Below are 24,538 nucleotides of genomic sequence, written 5' to 3' on the forward strand. Positions count from 1 at the left end.
CATGCTGGATGTTCCCACAGCGGGGGTCCTGCGTGACCTCTCGATCCTTGTCAGTCTCGCCACGGCGCTGGCGCTGATCGGCTATCGCCTGCTACGGCATTACCGGCCCGAGGTCTCGTGGAATTACGAAGGGCAGGTGCTCTCGCGGCCTTATGCAGTGCCGGATCTGCTGGTGCTGGCAGGACTGGGGTTGTTTTTCATCATCGCCATGGATCCGCAAAGCGGAGGTGAAGGTGGCAGGAGCGTGAATGACAGCGGCTTGGTGGTGAGCATGGCCTTCAATCTCGTCGTGTGTGCCGGACTGCTGCTCTATTTGCACCGGTTGCGCGGATTGAATCCGGCGGAGCTGTTCGGCCTGCAGCACCTGCACTGGCGGTCGCTGGCGATGGTGGTGTTGATGTTCACTGTGATCATCCTGATCTCCGTCAATCTCGTTTCCGCCGCCACCGTGAGCTGGCTGAAGGACATCTGGCCTGATCTTCAACCGCAGGAGACCGTGAAGGCGTTTGAGTCCGGCGGCATCGGTTTCAAAATTCTGGTGATCATCGCCGCCGTGGTGATCGCCCCCCTGGCCGAGGAGACGTTGTTTCGTGGCTTTGTGTATGGCGTGTTGAAGCGCTACACGGACGCCCCGTTCGCGGCACTGGCTTCATCACTCATGTTTGCGATCATCCACCTGCACGTCGGCAGCCTGCTGCCGCTGTGGATGCTCGCGGTGCTGTTCTGCCTCGCCTACGAGATCACCGGCTGCCTGTTGGTGCCGATGCTGCTACATTCGATCTTCAACGCGATGAGCATTGTCGGAATGCTGTTTCTGGATGCGCCGTGAAACTCACATCACCATGCCGCCATCAACGGCAAGCACCTGACCGGTGACGTAGCGTGCGGCCGGGCTGGCGAGGTAGAGGGCGGCGGCGGCGATGTCTTCGGCGGCACCGAGATCACCGAGCGGGATCTTCTTCAAAATCTCCTCCTTCACCTGATCATTGAGCACATGCGTCATGTCGGTGGCGATGAAGCCGGGGCAGATGCAGTTCGCGGTGACGCCGCGTCCGGCGAACTCACGGGCGAGCGACTTCGTGAAGCCGATGAGTCCGGCCTTGCTGGCGGCGTAGTTGGCCTGACCGGCGTTGCCGATGAGACCGATGACGGAGCTGATGTTAATGATGCGCGCGCCTTTTTGCTTCAGGATGCTGCGCTGCACGGCTTTGACCATGTTGAAGGCGCCTTTGAGGTTGGTGTCGAGCACGACGTCCCAATCTTCCTCGCTCATGCGCAGAAGCAGGCCGTCCTTGGTGACGCCAGCGTTGTTCACGAGAATGTCCACGTGATCAAAATCAGCGAGAATCTGCTTCCCGACCTCGGCACAAGCGGGACCATCGGCCACATCAAGTGCATAGGCCTTGGCGGCACCGGGATGTGCCGCGTTGATGGCATCGGCGGCGCTTTGCGCATTCGCCTGTGTGCGGCTGACGACGGCGACTTTCGCGCCCTCGGCGGCGAAGGCTTCTGCGATGGCTTTGCCGATGCCGCGTCCGGCCCCGGTGACGACTGCGATTTTATCCTGGAGTTTGCCCATGTGTCATCCATGAACGGGGGCCATCACCGTGCAAGAAGAAGGTGCATCCAGAACGGATCGCATTCATGGTCACAGCCATTGCCGATGAGTGACGACGCGCCGCCAGCCGACAAACCCTCTCTTTTGAAAATGTCCGTCTCCTTCGGGGGATTCTGCGAGGTCATCGCTTTTCTGTCACTCACGGGCACCTGGCTGGGCAGTCTGGGGCGCTATGGATGGATGCTTGATCTGCTATCGCACTTCCGTCTGCAATACATCCTCGCCTGTGGTGCCGTGCTGATCTTCGCTCTGTTTCGACGCCGCACCTGGCTGGTCCTCGCCTCTCTGATCTCGCTGCTGTGGAACGCGCAGATCGTTCATGCCTTCCACCAGACCTCCGATGCGGCGATGATCAAGGCTGACAAGCCGCTGCGGGTGATGACCTTCAATGTCATGGTGGACAATGAGAACCACGTCGCCGCCATCGAGCATGTGCTGAAGGCAGACGCGGACATCGTCTGCCTGCTTGAGGTGAACGACACCTGGCGCATGAGCCTGGAGCCGCTGCGGGTGAAATATCCGCATCGTATTGAGGAGATGAACGATGGTAATTTTGGCGTCGCCTGCTACACGCGCCTGCCATTGAAGAGCAGCGAGGTCCGCCGGTTCACGGTCTGGGCTTTGCCGACGGTCCTGCTCAATCTCGATCATCTCGGCCGCCCACTAACGGTCATCGCCACACACCCCATGCCGCCGATGGGTGGTTTGAGTGCGCAGGAGTGGCGCTCACAGCTTTCCCAGATCGGCACCATCGCAGCCAGCATCAACGGCGAGGTCATCCTGGCCGGTGATCTCAATGCCACGCCCTGGTGCGAAGGCATGCGGCTGCTATGCGAAACAAGCGGCCTGCGATTTAGCTCCGTCGATCCTGTCTGGCCTCCGACATGGGGTCTGAACCTGCCGATGATGATTCCCATCGACCATGTGCTGGTCAAAGGCGGGCTGACGGTGCGAAAGCGTGTGATCGGACCGGCGATGGGTTCAGATCACCGGTCGGTGCTGGTGGAGATTGGTTTCGGCCCGTAAGGCTTCGACCTGCACTGAAAAAACGGAGTGATGCTCAAGGGCATCACTCCGTGGTGAATAGTGGGGCAGCGTTGCGCCGTGCTCTGACAAGCGCGGCTACTTCTTCGCGGCGTCGGCAGCGGGTTTGGCGGCAGGTTTTTCGCCGGTGACGGGATTGGCTCCGGGAGCAGGCGCGGGTTTGATCTCCGGCTTGGGCGCTTCGGGCAGCGGGGAGGCGGGCGTGGTGAGACCCGGAGCGGCCGGGGCGGGCTTCAGGCCTTCGAGCATCTTTTTCACATCGGGCAGGCCGGTGGGACTTCCACCTGTGGCGGGAACACCGACGGGGGAGCCCTTCGTCTCCGGCTCGGCAAGAATTTCGCCGCGTTTCTTGAGGAGGTTGCTCACGGTGTATTCGGTGACCTCATAGACCCAGCCTTCGAGTTTCTTCTCAGCAGTGAGCTTTTCCTCCTGCTTTTTCTTTTCGGCGGCGAAGGCCTCGTCGTTGGTCTTTTTGTCCTCGGGCTTTTCATCCTTCACGGGGGCGCGTTCCTTGGGGAGGTCGGCGCTGATGGTGACGGAGAGATAGTATTTGTCCGTGCCGTCCACGTTCTTTTTCACGGCCTGGACGTTGTAGGTGAAGCCCTCGAAGGTGACGAGCTTCGCCTTCACGGCGTCCTTCAGGCTGGCGGCGGCCTTGTCCTTGACCAGCACGTCGTTGAAGGTAGGGCTGGAGAGGAGGCTGGTGAGGTTGGTCTTGCCGTTGTCGAGTTTTTCGCCGGGCTTGGCCCCTTCGAGGGTGAACTCGGTGGCCTCGGCATCGGGGCGGGAGGCTTTCCAGGAGTCTTCGGGTTTGGCGGCGGTGACTTCGACGGACTTGACCTTCTGCACGTCGAAGAAGGCCTTCTCCAGCCAGGTGTCGGCCTTGCTTTCGAGGTCGGCGAAGGTGTTGCCCACGGTCCAGATGGTTTCGCCGTCGTCTGGGTTCACCATGCGCACGAGACGCTCGCTGTTGCCACCGAAGGGGGAAGCGTTCTGATTGCCAGAACTGGTGACGTTGCCGCCGAGGACGAGGGACTTCTTGATGTTGCCCTTGGTGTCGAGCAGTTCGACGAGGGTGCCGATGCCGTAGGCATTGGGCTCGCCGGGAGGCTGAACGCCGACCTTGCCCCAGGATTCCTTGCCGACGAACTGCTTGCGGCTGATCTTCTGCTCCTTGAGGGCGAGGAGGGCGCGGCTGATCTTGTCGAAGCTGGCCTCATAACCGCCGCGCTCGGCGACGGTCCAGGTGGTGCCGCTGAGGACAACGTTGACCTCGTCCTGGGCATCCTTGATGCGGATTTTCTGGACGCTGTTCACGTCGAAGTCAGGAATGAGCAGCTCGCGCAAGTCCGTGCCCTTGCGGGAACCGGTGCTGAGACGGGATTTGCGGTCCTTCTGCTGATAAAGAGCGGCTCCGACGAGCGCGACGAGCACGACGAGCAGAATGATGATCTTTTTCATGGTGTGTAAAAACAGGATTGGAAATGAGGGGATGAATCAAACCGCGGCGGTGACGGCACGACGGCGGATGGCGAGCAGGATGCCGGCGCAACTGACGAGCAGCGGCACGGCGAGGAAATTCAGCCATTTGAGCATGGTCTTGGTGTACTCGATCTCCTTGTTCTGCTCCTTCTTGATGTCGCGCACCTTGCGGGAGAGATCGACATCGTTCTGCATGAGTGCCTCGAGGTCCTTCTGCTGCTGAGGATCGACAATGAAGCCCTTGCCTTTGGAATCGCGCTTCAGGCGCAGAGAGCCCATTTTCTCGGCAGTTTTCTGGCGCTCGGCCTCCAAGGCCATCAACTGCGGGCGGAAACGGCTTTCCACCTTCTCGCGCATTTCCTTGATGGTGCTGAAGGGACGCACGGCGGACTTGCGGTTGCGCACCTGAAGGAGATCGCCACCACCGGAGAGGACTTCCACGGCGTTCAAGATCGCCGGCAGATTGCCGGTGCGGGAAACGAGCATGCCGGTCATGGGATCCTGCTGCACGCAAAAGGCGTCATAGAGCATGTCCACATCGGCGAAGAGGATGACGACACCTTCACTGTTGGCGGATTCCTTGAGGGAACCGTCGTCCTTCTTCGGCTCTTCTTTCTTCTCAGCCGCTGGTGCAGGTGCGGCGGACGGTACAGCAGCGGGAGCTGCCACAGGTGCAGTAGCCGGGGTGGGAGCGGCGGCGGGAACAGCTACCGGCGGCGTGGTGACTGTGACAGGCGCGGGCTTCGCTTCGTCTTGAGCACCGCCCGTGTCAGGTTTGCCCGGGGCCTTGGTAGGTTTGCCGTCCGGGAAGGCGGTTTTAAATTTGCCGGTCAAACGGACGGCGAGGATCTGCTTGCGACCACCGGAATTGAAGGTGGTGAGACCCTGCGGCGAACGCGCTTTTTCCGCATCAGCGATGTCGATCATGGCAGATTCTTCCGAGCTGGTGACCAGGGTGTCAGCGTCAATGCCGTCACGTTTGTCGATGCTGAACGAACCGGAGGTGACCATGGTGAGCGAGTTGAGGCCAGAGGTGATGCGATCCTCGCGGCTGATGGCTGCCGCAGGCAGTTGCAGCGCGGTGGGGTTGTTGCGACCTTGCAGCATGCCGCGGTAGTTCATGTCGGCGACGACCATGTCGTTCTTGAAACCGATGCCCCAGGACTTGAAGAGATTTTTCAGGTCGGAGGCGGTGTTGATCTGGCCGCCGGGCTGGCCGGTCATCGGATTCTGCTGACCACTGAAGGCCTGGGCGACGACGCTGTTTGGATCGACGAGGGCGATGACCTTGCCGCCGCCAAGCAGGAACTGGTCGATGGCGTATTCGGCGCTTTCCATGATGTCCGCCGGATGCAACACGAGGAGCACCTTGATGTTGGAGTCGATCTTGTCGGTTCCCATCGGCACCTCGACGACCTCATAGTCGGCACGAAGCTGCTGAACGACCACCCAGGGCTCCTGCCCGCGTTGTTTTTGGAACGGATACATGGGCGAACCCATGACTGGAATGGAACTCATGACGCCGACGACGTTTTTCGCCGGCTTGATGACCTTCGAAATGGCGCGGGCGATGTCATACTCGACGGCGGAGCCTTCATTCGGTGCCGGCGGATTGAGGAAGGGGATGACCTCCTTCTGATCCAGGCACTGGATGGCGAGACCGAGGTAGATTTTATCCCCCTCCTGGTTCACGGGCCCCATGTCCTGGATTTCATCCTCACGCGCCTTGTCCTCCTCCTCCGTGTTCGGATTCGGGTGGATGGTTTCGAGGATGATCTTGTCGCCGGAGGCCTTCACGAGTTCCAGCAGGAGATCCTCCACGGCCCGCACATGCGGCTTGAGGACGTTCGGCATCACGCGGTCATCCGTGGTGTAGTAATAACGGATGGTGACCGGCTCATCCTCGTTGAGACGGCTGAGAATGTTCTTCGTGCCCTGGGAGAGGGTGTAGATGCGGTCCTCGGTGAGGTCGATACGGAAGTTGCCGAAACCGAGGCCGCCGACGAGGAAGTTCAGGACGACGATAATGGCGATCACCAGGACGGCGGTGATGCCGGTGGTGGCTTGCTTGCTGTTGAGATTCACGCTCATGGTGTCAAATCAGGTGTTGGGTTGGTTTGATGCCAAAATCAGGCGCGTTTGGCACGCAGTGCCTGGTTGGTGATGAAGAGAGTCACGACGATGACGGAGAGGAAGTAGAGCACATCGCGGAAGACAAAAATGCCCTTGGTCAGCTCATAGAAGTGATCCATGAAGCTGAAGTAGCTGATGAACCGCACGACACCCTCCGCCCAGTCCGGAACCGTGCTGACGATGGTGTGTGTGACGCCCGGATCGCCGATGAGGGCTATGACCATGCAGAAGGCCACGCTGACGATGAAGCACACCACCTGGCTGCGCGTGATGGCGCTCACCGCGCAGGTGACGGAGAGGCAGGCCAGCGCGTAAAGGTAGCTGGCGATGTAGCCGCTGATGATCGGGCCCATGTCAGGATCACCGAGGTAGCAGACGGTCCACACGATGGGGAAGGTCAGTGTGAGGCCGATGAGCCAGACGCACGAGGCGGCGAAGAATTTGCCGAGAATGGCCTGCCAGGGTGACACCGGCATGGTCAGCAACAGCTCAATCGTGCCGAGACGGTGCTCTTCTGACCAAAGGCGCATGCCGACGGCGGGCGCGAGCACGGTGTAAATCCATGGATGCCAGACGAAGAAGCGTTCCGTCAACGAAACGTCCTCGCTGTCGAGGATGCGTGAGAAGAAGAAGGGAAAGCCCATCGACGCCAGCAGGAAGATGACGACGATGACGTAAAGCACGGGCGAATTGAAGTAGGCCAGAAACTCCCGTTTGAAGACGGCCACGGTGTTTTGAATGTCGCGGTTGCTCATGTTGAGTAGAATTGGGTTGGGGGGAATGATTGGGACGTTACGCCGCTTTTTTTGCCGTGTCGGGCTTCGTGATGCTGCGGAAGACCTCGTCGAGCGAGTTCGCGCCGGGGACGAGCTTCTTGAGGCTTTCCGGCGTGCCGTCGGCCACGACTTTGCCGCGGTCGATGATGATGGCACGCGAGCAGGCGGCCTCGACCTCCTCCAGAATGTGCGTGGAGAAGATGATGGCCTTGTTCTGGCCCATGCGCTTGATCATGCTGCGCACCTCGTGCTTCTGATTCGGGTCGAGGCCATCGGTCGGCTCGTCGAGAATGAGCACATCGGGGTCGTGGATGATGCTTTGCGCGAAGCAGGTGCGGTGGCGGTAGCCTTTGGAGAGCGTGTCAACGCTCTGATTGCGCACGTTGTCGAGGAAGCACATGTCCAGCACGCGGTCGATGGCCTTGGTGCGTGCGGAGCCGTGCAGGCCGCGCATTTCGGCACAGAAGGCCAGGAAGCTGGCCACCGTCATGTCGGAGTAGAGCGGGGCGTTTTCCGGCAGGTAGCCGAGGCGCTGCTTCGCTAATTCCGGCTCCTCCAGCATGTCGATGCCGCAGAGTTTCACGCTGCCGCCGGTGGGGCGGAAGTAACCGGTGACCATGCGCATGGTGGTGGATTTGCCGGCGCCGTTCGGCCCGAGGAAGCCGAGCACTTCACCTTTTTCCACGGAGAAGGAGACATCATCGACTGCCACCTTGGTGCCGAACACTTTGATGAGGTTCTTAACTTGGATCATAACGTCGTTGGGATCGGTTGGTTGGGGAGATTGACGCCACAGGGGGGAGGCGTCTGGTTGTTCGCCCCCTCCGGACGTTCAATCGCGGATCGCTGCTTTAGGAGGTCCGCAGGTCTTTTCAACTGAATTTTCGCAGGGTGCGGGCTGCGTTGAACGCGGCTGCTGACAATCAGGTTGCAGAAAAAATTTCAACGTGACTGAGCACCCCGACCACCTACATTCCATGCCCCCAGCCGCCGATCTTCATGCTTTGGAACCAAAACATTGATCCTACCAAGGATCTGTCACAGAAACCCTTTGTCCTGTGGCGTCCCTTCATCGCCGCATGGGAATGGCTGGTACCGCCCACGGTGGCGCATCGTGACCGCCAGTCGCCGCTGGCGCGCTGGATCGCCGCCTTCGTGATCATCTGCATCTCCACCACATTGCTGATCCTTGGCATCGTGTATGCCAGGCCGCTGAAGAACTCGTACAAAAACATGCGTGCGGAGAGCATGGTGAAGGAGGCCCGGCGCATGGCGGAGAACGGGCAGATCGTCAATGCCGTGATGAAGGCGCAGGAGGCCTACACCAAGGCTCCTGAGAGCGTCGAGGCCATCCGGCTGAACTTTGAGTACTTCACGCAGATGAAGCGCGACACGGCGCTGTTTTTCTATGACAAGCTGAAGGAGCACGAGGCCCTCACCCCCGCCGATGAGCAGATGCATGTGCGCTGCCTTATGAACCTCGGAAGACCGAAGGAGGCCTCTTCGGCGCTGGAGCAACTGATGCGCGTGGAGCAGCCCAGCGAGGCGCTGATGAAGCTGGCCGAGGATGTCTGGGGCCAGCGTGAGCAGAACAAACCGCTGCTCAATGTGCTGCGCAGTTACACCGAAAAAAATCCCGACGACAAGGAGAGCGCACTGCGTCTCGCCAAGGTGCAAATCTCTTCTGGCAATCCTGGCGAGGCAGGCCAGGGCATGGAACTGCTCTGGACTCTGGCCGCTCAAGATGACGCGCTCGGCCTGCAAACCCTGGAGTACATCAGCGGACTGCCATCCCTGACACCTGCCGACACCGTCAAGCTGATCCAACGTCTCAAGAAACATCCCAAGGCGGATGACCGGCACTATGTCACCGCCTTGAAACGCGAGGTGCAGCAGTCACCGGAACGCAAAAAGGCGATCGTCATGGAGGCCACGGCGAAGTACCGGGACAAAAAGCGCAATGAACTGCTGCCGTTTGTGCGCTGGCTGGTCGAGGAGGGTGAATTCCTGCAGGTGCTGACCATCCTGCCCGAGGAGGATGCCAAGGCCCATCAGGGGCTGCTGGAGAACTACCTCAACGCGCTCACCATGCTCCAGCGGTTCAACGACCTGGAACGCCTGGTCAATGATCCCAAAGTCGCGGATATTCTCGACCCCACCACGGTGGCCATGTTCCGCGCGCACCTGGCCTACGTTTTGAAAAAACCCGCCGAGGAACTGCGCTCCAAACTCATCGCCGCCAAGGATGCGGCCCAAATCAACGGGCGCTACCCCTCCCTGCTGCGCATCGCCCAGTATGGCGAGGACCGCGGCCATTTCGACATCGCCGAGGATGCCTACCGTCTTACCATCAAGGCCGCTCAGCGCGCTTCAGCACCGCCACGGATCGAACGCGAGGCGTTTGCCGGTCTCATCAAGTCCTGCGAGGCCAACCACAACACCGAAGCTCTGCTGCAAGCGACCTTGGATGCCGTGCAACGCTGGCCCGATGACAATTCGTTTATTGAACGTCACCTCTACACCAGCCTGCTGGCTGGAAGGAACATCGAATTGTGTCTGCGCAACGCCCAGAAACTGCTGCAAACCCAGCCCAAGGACAATCTGCGCCGGCTCACCGTGGCCCTGGCCTTCTGGCGTCTGCATGACATCCAGCAGGCTGTCTCCTATCTTCAGTACATGGATTTGAATCTTCTCACCGAAGGACAACGCGCTGTCTTTGCCGCCATCGCCCACAGCGGTGGCTTCCATGACGAAGCCAAAGGCGTGATCAAGTCCATCAGCCCCAAGGCCAGCATGCTGCCAGAGGAGCGCCGGTGCTATGAATTCCCGCTGAAGTAACCACCTTCATTCTTCAGGCCACACTCTGGCGGAATCTTTGAGCCGTCCGTCCACGAACTCCACGCCTTCAGACTTCAGCAGCGCCAATTTCTCACGCATCTTCTTACCCGCAGTTTGACCGGAATAACCCCCAAGCGTCAGATCCGCGCGAATCACACGATGGCAGGGCACCTCGGGAGCCAGCGGGTTGCGTTTGAGAGCCTGCCCGATCGCCTGAGCTGAGCGACAATGCAGCGCCTTCGCAATCGCGCGGTAGGTCGTCACCTTTCCCCGCGGCACTTCGCGGATGAACTCATAAACTCTCTGCTGAAACGGTGTCATGTGGCATGAAAAAAGCCGCCTGGCACAGGCGGCTTTAAAATTCATGGCGGAACGGACGGGACTTGAACCCGCAACCTCCAACGTGACAGGCTGGCGCTCTAACCAATTGAGCTACCGCTCCTCACCAAGAATAGGGCCGCGATATTAAACGCATGCATTGCTCTGGCAAACGGAAACTTCCACGTGCGGATATTTTATCGACGCACCTGCAAAAGCGTCTGCCGCCGCAGCAGCAGCTCACGGCACTTCTTCACCGGAGCCGGTGAAGTACCAGCCGGTGACTTTGCCGTTGAGAACGAGCGCCTGTGCTTCGGCGGGCTGCGGGCCAAACACGGTTTTTGCATTGAAGTTCACCTTCACCGCCCAGCCACCCTTGCCTTGGATCGTCGTGGGCTGCGGCTCCTGCCAGCCGGTGATGTTCTCCGGCGTGATTTCCGTGACCTGGCCGCGCTTCATGCTGGCAACGAGCAGCGGATAAGCGCCGGACGAGTCACGCACCGGCTTGCCGCTCGCATCCGCCTCGCTGCTGGAGGGCGCGGCAGAGACATGCTGTGCGGAGGACATCTGCTTCTTTGCCGCAATGGCCTTGAGCTCCGCCGCGCGCACGATCTTCCACTTTTCGTAAACTTCATTGAGCCGCATCTTCAAATCTGTGCTGTCGATGGGCAGTTGCGCGCGTGCTGGTGACGTGGCCGTGGGCGCTAACGTGATGACACCGTTGTCAGCGCTGATGGCAAAGGCTATGCCACCGGCAGCCACCTTGCTGGCGCCGACGCTCATCTTGAACTCGGCCTCCTGCAGCAGTTGCACCTCGCGTGGGGGGGCGAAAGCAGAAGGCGGAATCTTCTGCCAGTTGCCGGTGAGAACCTCGATGGGATCGAACCTGGGCCCCGCTGAGACCGCGACAGACGCAGATGCCGGAGTGGGTGCCACCGGCTTGGGCGTCTCCACCACCACGGGCTTGACCGGTGCGGGCGCTGTTTCGATCGTGACTGGTTTTTTCTCCTCAACCGGCTTCACGGGAACGACTTTTGCCTGTTTCGGCGGGTTGAGGCTTTTGAAGACCATTTTCTGTCCAGGAGGTGCCAGGAAGTAATCATAACCTAGAAAGGCGGCACCGATGATGAGGATGGTATAGAAGAGTGATTTCATGAGAGTGGGGGATTGATGACTCATGCGTCATCACATGAGCAAGCGATCCAGTACTTCCACTTCTTGGGCGGGCAGTTACATTTTTCTGTCAAAAGTGTGTCAAAAGGGAACCAGGACGTGCTGCTTGCGGGCACGAATGCCTTCGCTACATAGCGTTCATGCCCCAACCCAATCTGCTCCTCGGAGTCAACATCGACCATGTCGTGACCCTGCGTCAGGCACGCTATCGTGCCATGCTGGAGTCGCCCAACGCGGAGCCTTCCGCGCTGACAGCGGCCTTGGAGGCCGAGGCTGCGGGAGCCCACTCGATCACCGTGCATTTGCGAGCCGACCGGCGTCACATCCAGGATGCCGATGTGCGGCTGCTGCAGAGCAAGATCACCACAAAGCTGAATCTGGAAATGGGCAACACCCGCGAGATCCTGGACATCGCCCTGGAAGTGCGGCCCCATTTTGTGTGCATGGTGCCGGAAAACCGCGAGGAGGTGACGACGGAAGGCGGTCTCGATGTGGCGGGCCAGCGTGAATCCCTGCGCGGAACCGTGAAGGCGCTCAGCGACAACGGCACCCGCGTCAGCATGTTCATCGACCCGGACCTCGAACAAGTGCGCGCCAGCGCCGAAATCGGCGCGGCCATGATCGAACTGCACACCGGCACCTTCGCCAATCACACCGGTGCCGAACGTGCCGCCGAGGTGCGGCGTCTGTGCGCGGCGGCCGAGCTGGGACATGAGCTGGGCCTGCAAATCAATGCCGGGCATGGGCTCACGACGAGCAATCTTCCCGACCTCTGGGCCGTTCCGCATCTCGCGGAGTTGAACATCGGTCATCACATTGTTTCGCGTGCCGTGTTCATCGGCCTGCGTGAAGCGGTGAAAGAAATGCTGGCGGTCATGGCGACCTATCGCGACTGAACACCGATGAAACCCACCGGCATCGGCATTGATCTCGTCGAGGTGTCCCGCATCCGCGAGTTGCTGGAAAAGCACGGCCAGCGCTTCAAAGAGCGCACCTTCACGGCGGCGGAGATCGCCTACTGCGATGCCTGCGCTGAACCGGCGATGCACTACGCGGCACGATTCGCCGCCAAAGAGGCCGTGGCCAAGGCCCTCGGCACCGGCATCTGGGCCGAAGGCGTGAACTGGACCGACATCGAAGTCGTGCGCGAGACCAGTGGCAAACCGATGATCACCCTGCATGGCATGGCCAAAGAACACGCCGGCGACGCCTCCTGCCTCGTGAGCCTGACACATACCCGTGAGCTGGCCATGGCGCAGGTTTTGCTGGCGTGAGCTTTCTCTTTTCACACACTGCCGCAGCCGCTACAATCCGCTCAGAATATCATGCGACGCGCGATCTATCCCGGCAGCTTTGACCCTATCACCAACGGCCACCTCGACGTGTTGCAGCGTGCGGCGGGCATTTTTGACAATCTCATCATCGCCGTGGCCCGGGACAATACGAAGCAGAGCCTCTTCAGTGTGGAGGAACGCGTCGAGCTCATCCGCTCCGCCACCGCCGAGATCAATGGCATCGAGGTCATGCCGTTCGAGGGCCTGCTGGTGAATTTTGCCCGCAAACACAAGGCCATCGCCCTCGTGCGCGGCCTTCGCGCGGTATCCGACTTCGAATTCGAGTTCCAACTCGCCCTCATGAATCGTAAATTGGAACCGAACCTCGAAACCCTGTTCCTCATGCCCCGCGAAGAGTACACCTATATCAGCAGCCGTTTGGTGAAAGAAATCTGCCGTCTGGGTGGCCACATTGATCAGTTCGTTCCTCCAAACGTGGCGCTGGCGTTGCGGTCCAAGCTTCAATAACCCCCCTTTCCCATGCACCGCCCCTTTCAAATCGACCTGCGCTCCATCCCCGAGGGAGGCAAAGACATCTCCGGCCAGGAACCGCCCGCCTTCTTCGCCTTGGACGAAAAAGACCCCGTTCAGCCCATTTCCCCGCTGAAGTATGAGCTCCATCTGGAGCGCGACGGCAGCGATCTCCTCGTCAGCGGCCGGCTGGAGGCCACCTTCAGCCTCGAATGCGGCGGCTGCCTGGAACGCTTCGAGTTCCGGGTGGAACTGGCCGATTACGCCTCCGAAATCGAGATTGCGAAGGATGGTACGATCAACTTGACGGATACCATCCGGGAAGATACTCTCCTGGCCCTTCCGAGCTACCCACGCTGTGAGGACGGCAATGTCCGGCCTCGTCAGTGTCCCGCCGAAGGCAGGTTTGAACCCGCGCTGGAAACAGCCGAAGAAGAACCTCAAAGTGCGGGCCCGGGTGTGTGGGAAGCCTTAAACAAGTTGAACTAGACCAGACCCCCCACCCGACAACTCTCATGGCCAATCCGAAGCGCAGACAATCCAAGAGCCGCCAACGCATGCGTCAAGGCGCAAACCGCTGGAAGGCGCCCACCCTTAAGAGCTGCCCCGAATGCGGCACCACCGTCCCCGGCCACGTCGCCTGCCCTTCCTGCGGCTACTACCGCGGCCGTCAGGTGATCAGCAAGGTCGCCGGCGAAAGCTGATCCCCTCCCCTTTCTTTTTTTCATCAACCCCGCTGCGTCTCACGACGCGGCGGGGTTTTTGTTTTGCCCGCAAACATCACAGCCAACAAAAAAGCCAGATGGACGACCATCTGGCTTCCTCGAAATGGGTTGATGCGCGAGGTTACTCGGCGTTTTCTTCGACGTAGCGGACGACGTCGCCAACGGACTGGAGTTTTTCAGCTTCTTCATCCGGCACGTCGATGCCGAACTCGTCCTCGAAGGCCATCACCAGCTCGACGGTGTCGAGGGAGTCGGCGCCGAGATCTTCGATGAACTTGGCTTCGGGGGTGACCTGCTCGGGGTTCACGCCGAGCTGTTCAACGATGATGTCTCTGACTTTTTCTGTGATGTTTTCTGCCATAGATAGGGGGTGGTGAGATGGGGCGGAGCTTTAGCGGCTGCCTTTGCTTTGGCAAGGGGAAAATCCGGCCTTTTTCAAACGATGCAAAACAACGTCATGGCTGAAGTTCCTCTGGTGTGGATTCACCACTGCCGGGTTCGCTGATCTTTTCGATCAACTCGCCGCTGAAATGGCCGAGCAGACGTTCCAGAATCTTGTCGGCGCCACCAAACTTCAGGTCATCGATCACGGCACGTTTTTCGACCGTGCCATTCGTGCGATACCACGCATAGGCGAGGCCCTTGTGCTCCCACTTGCGTTTATCGACACGAAAGACCTGCGTGTAGGGAATGGTGACGCCCTCGGGTGTCACCCAATGGTCCGCCTCGCCACGCAGCACCTTGCCGCGATTGAGCAGCACGACGATGCCCACGATCAGCGCTCCGGCGAAGCAGCCGTAGGCAAACCAGAACTGCTCGGCGATCTCGCGGTCGCTGTAGAGCTTCGGATCTTCCTCCCAGCCGTTCTGTGCCGCATAGCTCACCCATCTCGGCGGCTCTCCGTCCGTGCCGGTGGGCAGGCCCTTGGCCTTCGCATCAGCGATCCACTGTTCCAGACGGCCTTCTTTTTTGGCCGTGTCAAAGGAGGGCAGGAACTCGGTGGTGAACCACTCCTTCTTCTTCGCCATGGCGACCGCCTTGGGATACCCGCTCACACCATCGTAGAGGAACACGAGCCCAAAAACGAGCAGCAGCCCGGCGAGCATGCCCATGCGACGGAAATACCAGCGCGTGACACGGCACACGATGGATGCCGATGCATCAACAGCGGCGGCTGGCGGAGGAACGGGGGAGGCGGACGGGGTGGATTCCATTGGAGTGGATTCAATCGCAGGCGGGTGGGGAAGCAACACGGGATTTTGTGTGACAAAGTCCACGCGGTTTTGCAACGTGTCCACGCTTCCCATGTGCGGATTGGTGCGTATGAAAGGGAAAGACCATCCAAACTCATGATCATCGACCCTCTCTACCTCCTCCTCTTCCTCGGCACGATGGCGCTGTCACTCTTCGCCTCCTGGCGTGTGAAGGGCGCCTACGCGCGCTATTCGCAGGTGCCGGCCAGTTCCGGCATGTCAGGGGCGCAAATCGCGCAGCGCATTCTCGACCTCAATGGCATCCACGACGTGACCATCCATTCCACCCATGGTTTGTTGAGTGACCATTATGACCCGACCAACAAGCGTTTGGTGCTCTGCGAGGAGAACTATCACGGCACCAACGTCGCCGCGCTCGGCGTGGCGGCGCATGAATGCGGCCACGCCATCCAGCATCAGCAGCTCTACGCGCCATTGCAATGGCGCATGGCCGCCGTGGGCATCACCACCGTGGTCGGCAGCATCATTCCCTTTGTCGGCATGGGGCTGCTCTACATCGCGCCCAAGATCGCCATTCCGGTCCTCGCTCTCTGCTTTGGTGTGGTGATGCTCTTCCAACTCGTCACGCTGCCGGTCGAGTTTGATGCCACCGCCCGTGCCAAACGCATTCTGGCCCACACTGGTGCCGTGGCTCCTGGCGCAGAAACTGCGGCGATGAGCAAAGTGCTCGACGCCGCCGCCCTGACCTATGTCGCGGCCTTCATCAGCGCCCTTGGCACGTTCCTCTACTACGTCATGCACATGCTCGGTGGTCAGCGGAACGACGATTAAACTGCCGGAGCAAACATTCAGCTCTGACGCGGCGTATGTCCCTCATGCGCCGCGTTCTTTTTGCCCTCGTCCTCCCGATTTCCATCCTGGCCGCCGACATTCCGCCAATTCGCGGCCTGAGCCGCACGAACCTGTTGGAATACAAGGCAGACGACGGCACGAAGAAAATCGCCAAGACCTCCGCCGAGTGGGAAAGCCGTCGCAAGGAAGCGTTGGCAGGCTTCCAGCAAATCGCCGGTCCCCTGCCCGGCCCGGAGATGCGCTGTGCGCTCGATCCGCAGATCCTTGAGGAGGTCGATTGCGGCAGCTACGTGCGCCGACTCATCACCTACACCTCGCAGCCAGGTGGCAAGGTGCCTGCCTACCTCTGCATTCCGAAAACGGCGCTCACTGGAGCCAAAACACCCGCCGTGCTCTGCCTGCACCCCACCGAGAACAAGATCGGCCACAAGGTCGTCGTCGGGCTCGGCGGCAAACCCCACCGCCAGTACGCGGTCGAACTCGCCGAGCAGGGCTTCGTGACACTCTCACCGAGCTATCCTCTCCTCGCCGACTACCAGCCGGATTTGAAAGCCTTGAAGATGCCCAGCGGCACCATGAAGGCCATCTGGGACAACATCCGCGGGCTCGACTACCTCGAATCGTTGCCCTTCGTGGACAGCTCGCGCGGCTTCGCCACCATCGGCCACTCGCTCGGCGGCCACAATTCGATCTACACCGCCGTGTTCGACGAGCGCATCAAAGTCATCGTTTCGAGCTGCGGCTTTGACTCGTTCCTCGATTACTACGACGGCAACATCAAAGGCTGGAACCAGGAACGCTACATGTCAAAGATGGGCGACTACCTCGGCAAACCGCAGGAAGTACCTTTCGACTTTTACGAACTCATCGCCTGCCTTGCCCCGCGCCATGTCTATGTGAACGCCCCGCTCAAGGATGCGAACTTCCGCTGGCAGAGTGTGGACCGCATCGCGGGCGCAGCTCTGCCATTGTTCAAGCTGCATCAGGCGGAGTCACACCTGCAAATCGCCCACCCCGACTCCGACCACGACTTCCCCGACACCGAACGCTTCGCCAGCTACGAGCTGATCAAGCGCGTGCTGCGGCCTGCTCAATGATTTGAGCCAGCCGCGGACACAGCACCGCATGGGAAAACTCCGCGCCCAGAGCTTGCGCGGCCTCATTCACCGGACGAGGGCCGAGCGCCATCGCCTCACGGATTTGTTTCACGATTGCATCGCGTTCACCGTTATGCGCCACACGCCCATGCATGGTATCATTCAAGCGCCGCGCCAGATCGGCTCCATGGCTCTGCTCCGGCCCGATGAAGAGAAACGGAATGCCCAGCGTGAGGATGTTGTAGATTTTGCACGGATGCACGATGCCCACAAAGGGATCACCCATGACGACGAGATGCAGATCGGCCGCCGAGAGCGAGCCGGAGAGTTTTTCCATCGGTTGATACGGCAGGCAGGTGATGTTGTTCAGCGCCTTCTCCTTCGCAAAAGCCTGCACCTTCTTGAACTCGCTGCCACCGCCGACAAACAGGAAATGCAGACGCTCATCAGACTTCATCTCGTCCGCCGTCGCCAAAACAGTGTCCAGTGGATGACATGGACTGTGATTGCCGGAATACATCACGACGAATTTCTCCGTCAGCCCGTGCTCCGCACGAAACGCGTCACGTGCGGCAGCGTCATAACGAATCGCCTGATCGTGTGACCACGGCGCATCGACGTGGATGACCTCCTCGCGCACGCCCTTGGCCTTCAAGCGCTCCGCCATGAAGCGGTCCAGCGCGATGATGCGCGACGCGCGGCGAAAGCTCCAGTTCTGGATGAATGACAGCGTGCGTTCGACGATTCCGCCCGCCTTCAGCCATCCTGCCGCCACCGCTTCATCGGGATTCAAATCCATCACCCATGGCACCACCGCTCCACCCTTGAGTTTCGCCACCACGGTGCCGAGTGTGGAGATCAGCGGTGGCGAGGTCAGGCACACGGTCACGTCCTGCCGGGGCAAAAAAAAGAGAATGCGTTTCGCATTCCCCCAGAACATCGCGAAATCGATCAGCCGCCGCCATTTGGCCTTTTTGCCAAGTCCGGGCGTCCAGATGCGGCGGATGTCGATGCCGCGCCATGTTTCACGCACCGGATAGCGGATGCTGGGGTCGTCGTAGCCACGCGACGAGGCCACCACCGTCACCTGATGGCCGCGTTTCACCAGTTCCAGCGCCAGATCCGTGAGATGCTGCGCCGTGGCGACGTGATCCGGATGGAAGCACTGGTTGAGCAGCAAAACTTTCATGATTGCAGTGCCACGCGTCAGCCGCGCAGCTTGCCGGAGCGCTGCTCCTCCAGGAATGCCTGATAGGTCCGCGCCAGGCCCTCCTTGAGCGAAATGCGCGGCTTCCAGCCGAGATGGTTGATGCGCGAGGTGTCCAGCAGCTTGCGCGGAGTGCCGTCGGGCTTTGAAGCATCCCAGACGATGCGACCTTGATAGCCGACGACCTCAGCCACCTGTTCCACCAACTCGCGAATCGTCACATCGTTGCCACAGCCCACGTTCACCAGGTCCGGTGGATTCTCCAAGTTGAGCAGGAAGGCGCAGGCGTCCGCCAGATCATCCGCGTGCATGAACTCGCGGCGCGGACTGCCCGTGCCCCAGGCAGGCACCTCGGCCAGACCATTATTCTTCGCCTCATGAAAGCGCCGGATCAGCGCCGGCATCACGTGCGAGTTCTGCGGGTGGTAATTGTCGCCCGGCCCATACAGGTTCGTCGGCATGGCCGAGTGATAGATGACGCCGTACTGCTTGCGGTAGTATTCCGCCATCTTCAATCCGGCGATCTTGGCGATGGCGTAGGCCTCGTTCGTCGGTTCCAGCGCCGAGGAAAGCAGGCTGTCCTCATGCATCGGCTGGGGTGCGAGCTTCGGATAAATGCACGAGCTGCCGAGGAAAAGCAGACGCTTCACTCCCGACTTCCAGGCGCTGTGAATGCAGTTTGTCGCGATGGCCAGATTCTCGTAGATGAACTCCGCCGGATAGGTGTTGTTGGCGTGAATGCCACCCACCTTTCCTGCCGCCACGATCGCCACATCCGGCTTTTCAGCGGCATAAAACGCCTGCACCGCCGCTTGATCGGCCAGATCGAGTTCTTTACGTGTGCGGGTCAGCAGGGTGACACCCGGAACACTTTGAAAGCGCCGCACCAGCGCGCCTCCCACCATGCCCGTATGACCGGAAATAAACAGCTTCATCATGCTTCAGAGATTCTTTGTCCTTGCCTCGTGTTCCGCGAGTTTCAGGTCGGCTTCAACCATGATTTTCACCAGTTCCTTGAACCGCACCTTCGGCTCCCAGCCTAGCTGCCTGCGGGCCTTCTCAGGATTGCCGATGAGCAGATCCACCTCCGCCGGACGCTCGTAGCGCGGATCCAGCTCCACATGCCGTTCCCAATCGAGCCCAAGCATCCCGAACGTCTCCTGGCAGAACTCACGCACGCTGTGGGTTTCATTCGTCGCCACCACATAATCATCCGGCTGCTCCTGCTGTAGCATGAGCCACATCATCTCCACGTACTCACCGGCAAAGCCCCAGTCGCGTTTCGCATCGAGATTGCCGAGGTAAACCTTCTCCTGCAGGCCCATTTTGATGCGCGTGGCCGCACGGGTGATCTTGCGCGTCACAAAAGTCTCGCCACGCCGGGGACTCTCGTGATTGAAGAGGATGCCGTTCGAGGCATGCAGGCCATAGCTCTCGCGATAGTTCACCGTCAGCCAGTAGGCGAAGACTTTGGCACAGCCATAGGGCGAGCGCGGCCAGAACGGCGTTGTCTCCGTCTGTGGCACCTGCTGCACCTTGCCAAACATCTCCGACGACGAGGCCTGGTAGAAACGCGTTTTCTTCGCCAGACCAACCTCACGTATCGCTTCTAGAATGCGCAGCGTGCCCAGTCCATCCACATCACCGGTGTACTCCGGGATGTCAAAAGACACCTTCACATGCGACTGCGCCCCTAGATTGTAGATTTCATCCGGTTGCAGCTCATACAGCAGCTTCACCATCTGCACCGCATCTGCGAGATCGCCATAATGCAGGATCAGCCGAGCCCCATCCACATGCGGGTCCTGGTAGATGTGGTCGATGCGTCCGGTGTTAAAGCTCGACGAACGACGAATGACGCCGTGAACCTCATAGCCTTTCTGCAACAGCAACTCGGCCAGATACGAGCCGTCCTGGCCGGTGATGCCAGTGATCAGTGCTTTTTTCATCGTCATCAGTGTTGTTTTTTCTCTGACTGCCAGACACGCATGCCTGTCTGCAAATCCATTCCACTCACCTTCGGAATTTGCTGAGCACCCAAGTCACCAACCACCAGCCCATCATGGCGTACGAGAAAAGAAGCACCTCCACCATGGAACGGTACCCCACAAACAAGGTCATGGTGATGTAACCATAGAACATCGGGGCCATGGTCTCTGGAGCCGCCCAGAAAAGCGGGCTGGAGAGCGTGGCCAATCGTCCATAAAGCCAGCCGCCAAGAATCACCGCCAAATAGCCCCAACTGATCCAGAACTCACCGACAATGGTGAAAGTCAGTGATGCTTGGGCGTTCATCAATTTTTGCAGTGAAAACCCAGGGTCTTCCGGTTTGTTCGCCCAAAGAACACGGGGGATGGGCCGCACCAACGTGTACGCGATTAGCTGGTGATAGACATAATCAAGCTTGTCGGGAATGATCTGTACCGCTTGGGCAAGCCTCAGGATGTTGTCATCCACATGGATACCCGCCATTCCCGTCCCACCCACTTTATAGCCTTGAAGGGAATAAGCAGCCGCTCGCCCCGCAGTTTCCAAGCCCACCTGCCCCATCCCTACCCCTCGCGTCAAGACCATCATCTGCATGATCCACACCAGCGCCGCTAGCGAACCGCCAGCAACCAGGAGTTTCACTGGATTGATCTTCTTTTGATCCATAATCCAGTAAAGCAAGGCCGCCCCCAGGCAGACACCGATGATGCGGCGTGACCCAGTCTGGGAGAGAAAGAGTAAAAAAATGGCGGCGCAGAGCAGGGCGGTGATCGTCGTTCCATGAAACCATGATTTGCGTCTTGCCATGACCACGGCAAGCGTTGGCAGCAGGTAGCCAAAGTAAGAAAGGTGGTCTGTGAAGGCATCCCACCCTCCGAGTGAACCCCGAGTCCAAGGGGCGTTCCAGCGTGCGGAAGTGATGCTGTGAAACATCAGCGCCACGTCAAACTTGCAGGGAATGGCAAAGCGCAACATCGCCAAACCAAAACACAGCAGGATGATCGGCATCAGCGCATCACTGCTGATGCGGAACTGACAGATTCTTAAAAAACTCCCGGGCAGATACCACGGCCGAGACATGGTGCCCCACCAGTAAGCGCAGGTGCAGAGCGAGATGATGATGAAGGCCGTTTGCGCTCCTTCTTGATTCACATATTCCATCGCATAATTCCCTGTGACCATGTCCAGCATGAGCCAGTACACCGGTGCCAACCCGATGATATTTTCGGTGCGGAGAAGAAAACGCAGATTCACCCAGGCGGCGGCGAGCGGTGCGACTGCCAGCCCAAGAATCATCACAATCGCCGACGCCCGCAGAGCACCGGGAACCTGAACTCTTTCGGGCATCAAGGCCAGTGCCAGCATGAGTCCAAAAGCGTTGCCGATGATGCCCAGCCCAGGGAAAAACGCCTGAACCTCCTGCAGGCCCATCTGAGCACCGGCACGCGCTCCCCGCAGCCCGCCCATGCTGACGCTGTAAGGGATATGCGCAGGCTTGGCAGACGTACTTTGCCGCGCGGAAGGAGTGTGCAACGTGTTCATGAAAAGGTGGACGTAGGCGTATGCTATTCTAGCTCGGACCAGAAAAGAAACACTAACAAGTTGAAAGCATCGGGCCTTGGACAGAGGCACCTGCGTTTCGTCAGCCTTTTACATCTCTCATAGACAACAGGCTCGCCACTTGCTGTTGGACCACCAACTCGAACGAACGCCAGGTCCACTCACGCGCCTTGACACGACCGGCATGCCCCAGTGCCTCCAGTTCAGTTGGGTGGCTCAAAGCCCACTCTAAAGTGGTGGCCAACATTATGTCGTCCTGAGCGGCAAATAAACGAGCCTCCGTCCCATCGTTCAGGAAACCCTCCGCCCCGCTGTTGCGGCTGGCCAGTACCGGCACACCACAACTCAAGGCCTCCTGGATGACCAAGGCAAAGCCCTCCGCTAGCGCTGGCAGCACCAAGGCGTCTGCCTGAAGATAGATATCCCGAAGGTTTTCACGCGGCATGCGTGGCCGATGCTCGTACATGCCCGCATAGTCCTTCAAGAACGAAGAGGTCAAATGCATATCCCCCACCAGCAGCAGCTTGTGCGTCCGAAACGCGCCCAGATGTTTCCACATCTGCAGCAGGCGATGAGCCCCTTTGCGCACGGAAATATTACCCACAAACAAAATGGTCTTCCCAGATGTTTTTCTACGTGGGAACTCAAGCCATGCCTGCTCGCTCCCGAAGGGTGTCACCGAGATTTTTGTGTCGTCCACTCCGGCATCAAGCAGGCTTTGTTTCACAAACTGCGAAGGACACATGATCTTGTCAGCCATAGCTATTTCGTTACGTTTGCTTAGCATGTGCTTTGGATGGAATTCAAAGGGATCGAAGGTCGAACTACAGATGTCGGGGAATAGCGCCTGCTCTCTTTTAAGTATGTCATGTAAAGTGTCGTGATCCACAGTGGGCAGGTGATATAAACGTGTGACACCAAGATTCTGCGCCTGTTTAAAGGTCTGCTCACAGCCAAATTCACGTCCTATCACCATGCGAGTGGACGATGCCACCAAGGCGCTCGCTGTTCGATCCACACGATGGAAAAACTCATCATGTGCCAGCAGATCTGATTCCAAAAGATGCGCTCGCAGATCCATAAAATGACGCACATCAGGCCACAGGTGCCTCACCACACGACGGTGCTGCAGACGTACAGGTTCACGTCGCACCTTCCGCCATAAAGCTGGAACAGCACGCAGCAAAGCATGCTCGAAGCGTGATGGCACCCAACTCGTCACCAGAGAACCTGCATGCTCAGCAGAATCAAGCGCGTGTTCAATATGAAGCTCATCCACCGGCATCACCGGTGTGACATGAAGAATATCAGACATTGATTGGGGGATAGGATAAAAGGAACCTCAGAATGCTTTGCTGAGACGTGCCTCCATCAGGCGGAGAGACAAGACCAGTTCTGCCAGGCTTCGTTGAAACGCATAAAAAACACCTGGCCAGCCATCGAGCAGCGTGCCCCGGACCAAGAGGGTGTACAACAACGTCAGCCAGGGGGCCACCACGATCCAGCGACGAACCCGATCCTGGAGTCTGATGGGGGATGATTCGACAAGGGCCATCAGTTTGGCCGCCTCCAGCACGGCATACTTGTCCTGCGAAGCCAGCCAACGGCTCAAAGGCTTGCGATCATCGTGATCGATTTTCGTCTCCAGATAATCCGTTGACCCGCTGACGTGCAGCAATTGGGTGTGACCATCCTGAACATAACGACAACGCTCCTGACGGAACAGCACGGCGCGGGGCGGATAGAGGCAGGCGCGCAGGGGCCTGCCGAAAACAAGATAGCGGAAGCTGGCGAAAAAGGCGTCGCAGGCAGGTTCTTCCGGCAACGCGGTCAGTTCATCCTCAAAACCAACGCCCAGGACATAGTCCGCATCGAGTGTCAGCACCCACGGAGTTCTGGCCTGATCCAGACCATGGTTCCACTGGCGGGTATGGTCGTCGAAGGGCCGGGTGAGAAACTCCACGTTGGCAAACTCGGCGGCAAGGGCCGCCGTTCCATCTGTGCTGCCGCTGTCCAGCACCACCACGCGTTGCGCCCAGTTCAAGCGCTCCAGGCAGCGGCGCAGGTTGGGCTCCTCGTTGAAGGTCAGAACCAAGGGTGTGACGTTGTCCCAGTTCATGCGGTCATCGGCTTTTCTCCACTGAGAACCATCGTCATCCACAAGAATGGGAGCCTGCCAGCTCCTCTGAACTGGATGTTTTGGAAGCCTGCCTCCTCCAAAAGCCTCGACAATGTCACACGGCTCCAAAGCTTGATGTGTCCGCCATCCCAAAGTGGATTGGCATGAAAGTCCCATTTGCCAAAGAGTGACAGCATCAGATTTTTCAGATAGCCATGATATGGCGTGGTGCAGATGAAGCGCCCCCCAGGTTTCAAGGCCGTGAAGCATCCACGCGCATAAGATCTTGGTGCGTACAAATGCTCCACGACCTCTGTGCTGACGACCAAGTCGAAAGGCTCCTCATGAAGGCTGGCAAGAAGATTGTCATCTGCTGGCAGCACTTCAAAGCGCCCTTGAGGATAGGTTTTCCGCGCCAGCTCCAATCCTTGCACGCTCAAATCAATCCCGGTCACCTGGCAGCCTCGTTTCAAAAACTCACCGCAGGTAAAGCCATTGCCACATCCCACATCCAGGACGCGAGTCCCTGGCCGGATCTCCCCGGCAAGCGCAAAAACCGCTGGCATGAAGTGGCGGTGCATGTGCGAT

General features: G+C 59.2%; 26 protein-coding genes and 1 tRNA gene. 10 read left to right on the forward strand and 17 right to left on the reverse strand.

Annotation, left to right across the window (positions count from 1 at the left end):
* Position 1 precedes the first annotated feature (1 nt).
* Entirely contained in the window at positions 2–829 is an 828-nt protein-coding gene (locus U1A53_RS00225) for a CPBP family intramembrane glutamic endopeptidase (RefSeq protein ID WP_322278067.1), read from the forward strand.
* Between the two features lie 3 nt (positions 830–832).
* Here the strand turns inward: U1A53_RS00225 and fabG are convergent, their stop codons facing one another.
* A complete protein-coding gene (fabG, locus tag U1A53_RS00230) occupies positions 833–1,579 on the reverse strand; it encodes a 3-oxoacyl-[acyl-carrier-protein] reductase (protein ID WP_322278069.1) in 747 nt (248 codons plus the stop codon).
* A gap of 129 nt (positions 1,580–1,708) precedes the next feature.
* On the opposite strand from fabG, the gene U1A53_RS00235 reads away from it, so the two are divergent.
* Positions 1,709–2,644, forward strand: coding sequence for an endonuclease/exonuclease/phosphatase family protein (locus tag U1A53_RS00235; RefSeq protein WP_322278071.1), 936 nt, complete (start codon positions 1,709–1,711; stop codon positions 2,642–2,644).
* A gap of 96 nt (positions 2,645–2,740) precedes the next feature.
* Here the strand turns inward: U1A53_RS00235 and U1A53_RS00240 are convergent, their stop codons facing one another.
* The 4 genes from U1A53_RS00240 to U1A53_RS00255 are packed head-to-tail and all read right to left on the reverse strand — an operon-like array spanning position 2,741 to position 7,807.
* Positions 2,741–4,123, reverse strand: coding sequence for a DUF4340 domain-containing protein (locus tag U1A53_RS00240; RefSeq protein ID WP_322278072.1), 1,383 nt, complete (start codon positions 4,121–4,123; stop codon positions 2,741–2,743).
* A gap of 36 nt (positions 4,124–4,159) precedes the next feature.
* Positions 4,160–6,235 (reverse strand): GldG family protein, encoded by a 2,076-nt coding sequence (locus U1A53_RS00245; RefSeq protein ID WP_322278074.1) that lies wholly within the window; start codon positions 6,233–6,235, stop codon positions 4,160–4,162.
* Positions 6,236–6,273: 38 nt separating this feature from the next.
* Entirely contained in the window at positions 6,274–7,032 is a 759-nt protein-coding gene (locus U1A53_RS00250; RefSeq protein WP_322278075.1) for an ABC transporter permease, read from the reverse strand.
* Between the two features lie 37 nt (positions 7,033–7,069).
* On the reverse strand, positions 7,070–7,807 hold the full coding sequence (locus tag U1A53_RS00255) for an ATP-binding cassette domain-containing protein (protein WP_322278077.1): 738 nt from the start codon (positions 7,805–7,807) through the stop codon (positions 7,070–7,072).
* A 245-nt stretch (positions 7,808–8,052) separates the two neighbouring features.
* Between U1A53_RS00255 and U1A53_RS00260 the strand changes: the two genes are divergently transcribed.
* Positions 8,053–9,891 (forward strand): hypothetical protein, encoded by a 1,839-nt coding sequence (locus U1A53_RS00260; protein ID WP_322278079.1) that lies wholly within the window; start codon positions 8,053–8,055, stop codon positions 9,889–9,891.
* Positions 9,892–9,897: 6 nt separating this feature from the next.
* On the opposite strand, the gene U1A53_RS00265 is transcribed toward U1A53_RS00260, so the two are convergent.
* From U1A53_RS00265 to U1A53_RS00275, 3 genes are all read right to left on the reverse strand, one after another.
* On the reverse strand, positions 9,898–10,212 hold the full coding sequence (locus tag U1A53_RS00265) for an MGMT family protein (RefSeq protein WP_322278081.1): 315 nt from the start codon (positions 10,210–10,212) through the stop codon (positions 9,898–9,900).
* 44 nt (positions 10,213–10,256) lie between these two features.
* Positions 10,257–10,333, reverse strand: a tRNA-Asp gene (locus U1A53_RS00270).
* 116 nt (positions 10,334–10,449) lie between these two features.
* On the reverse strand, positions 10,450–11,364 hold the full coding sequence (locus U1A53_RS00275; RefSeq protein WP_322278083.1) for a hypothetical protein: 915 nt from the start codon (positions 11,362–11,364) through the stop codon (positions 10,450–10,452).
* A 158-nt stretch (positions 11,365–11,522) separates the two neighbouring features.
* On the opposite strand from U1A53_RS00275, the gene U1A53_RS00280 reads away from it, so the two are divergent.
* The 5 genes from U1A53_RS00280 to rpmF are packed head-to-tail and all read left to right on the forward strand — an operon-like array spanning position 11,523 to position 13,891.
* A complete protein-coding gene (locus U1A53_RS00280; RefSeq protein ID WP_322278085.1) occupies positions 11,523–12,278 on the forward strand; it encodes a pyridoxine 5'-phosphate synthase in 756 nt (251 codons plus the stop codon).
* A 6-nt stretch (positions 12,279–12,284) separates the two neighbouring features.
* Positions 12,285–12,656: a holo-ACP synthase gene (acpS, locus tag U1A53_RS00285; RefSeq protein ID WP_322278087.1), complete on the forward strand. Its 372-nt coding sequence runs from the start codon at positions 12,285–12,287 to the stop codon at positions 12,654–12,656.
* A 51-nt stretch (positions 12,657–12,707) separates the two neighbouring features.
* Entirely contained in the window at positions 12,708–13,184 is a 477-nt protein-coding gene (coaD, locus tag U1A53_RS00290) for a pantetheine-phosphate adenylyltransferase (RefSeq protein ID WP_322278089.1), read from the forward strand.
* A 12-nt stretch (positions 13,185–13,196) separates the two neighbouring features.
* Positions 13,197–13,676, forward strand: coding sequence for a DUF177 domain-containing protein (locus U1A53_RS00295; RefSeq protein WP_322278093.1), 480 nt, complete (start codon positions 13,197–13,199; stop codon positions 13,674–13,676).
* Between the two features lie 26 nt (positions 13,677–13,702).
* Positions 13,703–13,891 (forward strand): 50S ribosomal protein L32, encoded by a 189-nt coding sequence (gene rpmF / locus U1A53_RS00300; RefSeq protein WP_322278095.1) that lies wholly within the window; start codon positions 13,703–13,705, stop codon positions 13,889–13,891.
* Between the two features lie 142 nt (positions 13,892–14,033).
* On the opposite strand, the gene acpP is transcribed toward rpmF, so the two are convergent.
* On the reverse strand, positions 14,034–14,273 hold the full coding sequence (acpP, locus tag U1A53_RS00305; protein WP_322278097.1) for an acyl carrier protein: 240 nt from the start codon (positions 14,271–14,273) through the stop codon (positions 14,034–14,036).
* 94 nt (positions 14,274–14,367) lie between these two features.
* A complete protein-coding gene (locus U1A53_RS00310; protein WP_322278098.1) occupies positions 14,368–15,126 on the reverse strand; it encodes a hypothetical protein in 759 nt (252 codons plus the stop codon).
* A 135-nt stretch (positions 15,127–15,261) separates the two neighbouring features.
* Here U1A53_RS00310 and U1A53_RS00315 point away from each other — a divergent pair, with 135 nt between their 5' ends.
* Positions 15,262–15,957, forward strand: a complete 696-nt coding sequence (locus U1A53_RS00315; RefSeq protein ID WP_322278100.1) for a zinc metallopeptidase — start codon at positions 15,262–15,264, stop codon at positions 15,955–15,957.
* A gap of 44 nt (positions 15,958–16,001) precedes the next feature.
* Positions 16,002–17,075, forward strand: coding sequence for an alpha/beta hydrolase (locus tag U1A53_RS00320; protein ID WP_322278102.1), 1,074 nt, complete (start codon positions 16,002–16,004; stop codon positions 17,073–17,075).
* Here the strand turns inward: U1A53_RS00320 and U1A53_RS00325 are convergent.
* The 7 genes from U1A53_RS00325 to U1A53_RS00355 all read right to left on the reverse strand — a co-directional run bounded on the left by U1A53_RS00325 (position 17,047) and on the right by U1A53_RS00355 (position 24,531).
* Positions 17,047–18,264, reverse strand: coding sequence for a glycosyltransferase family 4 protein (locus tag U1A53_RS00325; RefSeq protein ID WP_322278103.1), 1,218 nt, complete (start codon positions 18,262–18,264; stop codon positions 17,047–17,049). The genes U1A53_RS00320 and U1A53_RS00325 overlap by 29 nt on opposite strands.
* Before the next feature lie 17 nt (positions 18,265–18,281).
* Positions 18,282–19,217: a GDP-L-fucose synthase gene (locus U1A53_RS00330; RefSeq protein ID WP_345786473.1), complete on the reverse strand. Its 936-nt coding sequence runs from the start codon at positions 19,215–19,217 to the stop codon at positions 18,282–18,284.
* Between the two features lie 6 nt (positions 19,218–19,223).
* Entirely contained in the window at positions 19,224–20,231 is a 1,008-nt protein-coding gene (gmd, locus tag U1A53_RS00335; RefSeq protein ID WP_322278106.1) for a GDP-mannose 4,6-dehydratase, read from the reverse strand.
* Between the two features lie 64 nt (positions 20,232–20,295).
* Entirely contained in the window at positions 20,296–21,813 is a 1,518-nt protein-coding gene (locus tag U1A53_RS00340) for a hypothetical protein (protein ID WP_322278108.1), read from the reverse strand.
* Positions 21,814–21,913: 100 nt separating this feature from the next.
* On the reverse strand, positions 21,914–23,146 hold the full coding sequence (locus tag U1A53_RS00345) for a glycosyltransferase (protein WP_322278110.1): 1,233 nt from the start codon (positions 23,144–23,146) through the stop codon (positions 21,914–21,916).
* Between the two features lie 27 nt (positions 23,147–23,173).
* The gene (locus U1A53_RS00350) at positions 23,174–23,950 is read right to left on the reverse strand and encodes a glycosyltransferase family 2 protein (RefSeq protein ID WP_322278112.1); all 777 of its coding nucleotides are present in this window, start codon (positions 23,948–23,950) and stop codon (positions 23,174–23,176) included.
* The gene (locus U1A53_RS00355; protein ID WP_322278115.1) at positions 23,947–24,531 is read right to left on the reverse strand and encodes a class I SAM-dependent methyltransferase; all 585 of its coding nucleotides are present in this window, start codon (positions 24,529–24,531) and stop codon (positions 23,947–23,949) included. The genes U1A53_RS00350 and U1A53_RS00355 overlap by 4 nt, the downstream gene beginning before the upstream one ends.
* Between the last annotated feature and the right edge of the window lie 7 nt (positions 24,532–24,538).

This window comes from Prosthecobacter sp. (assembly GCF_034366625.1).
In the GTDB taxonomy this organism is placed as follows: domain Bacteria; phylum Verrucomicrobiota; class Verrucomicrobiia; order Verrucomicrobiales; family Verrucomicrobiaceae; genus Prosthecobacter.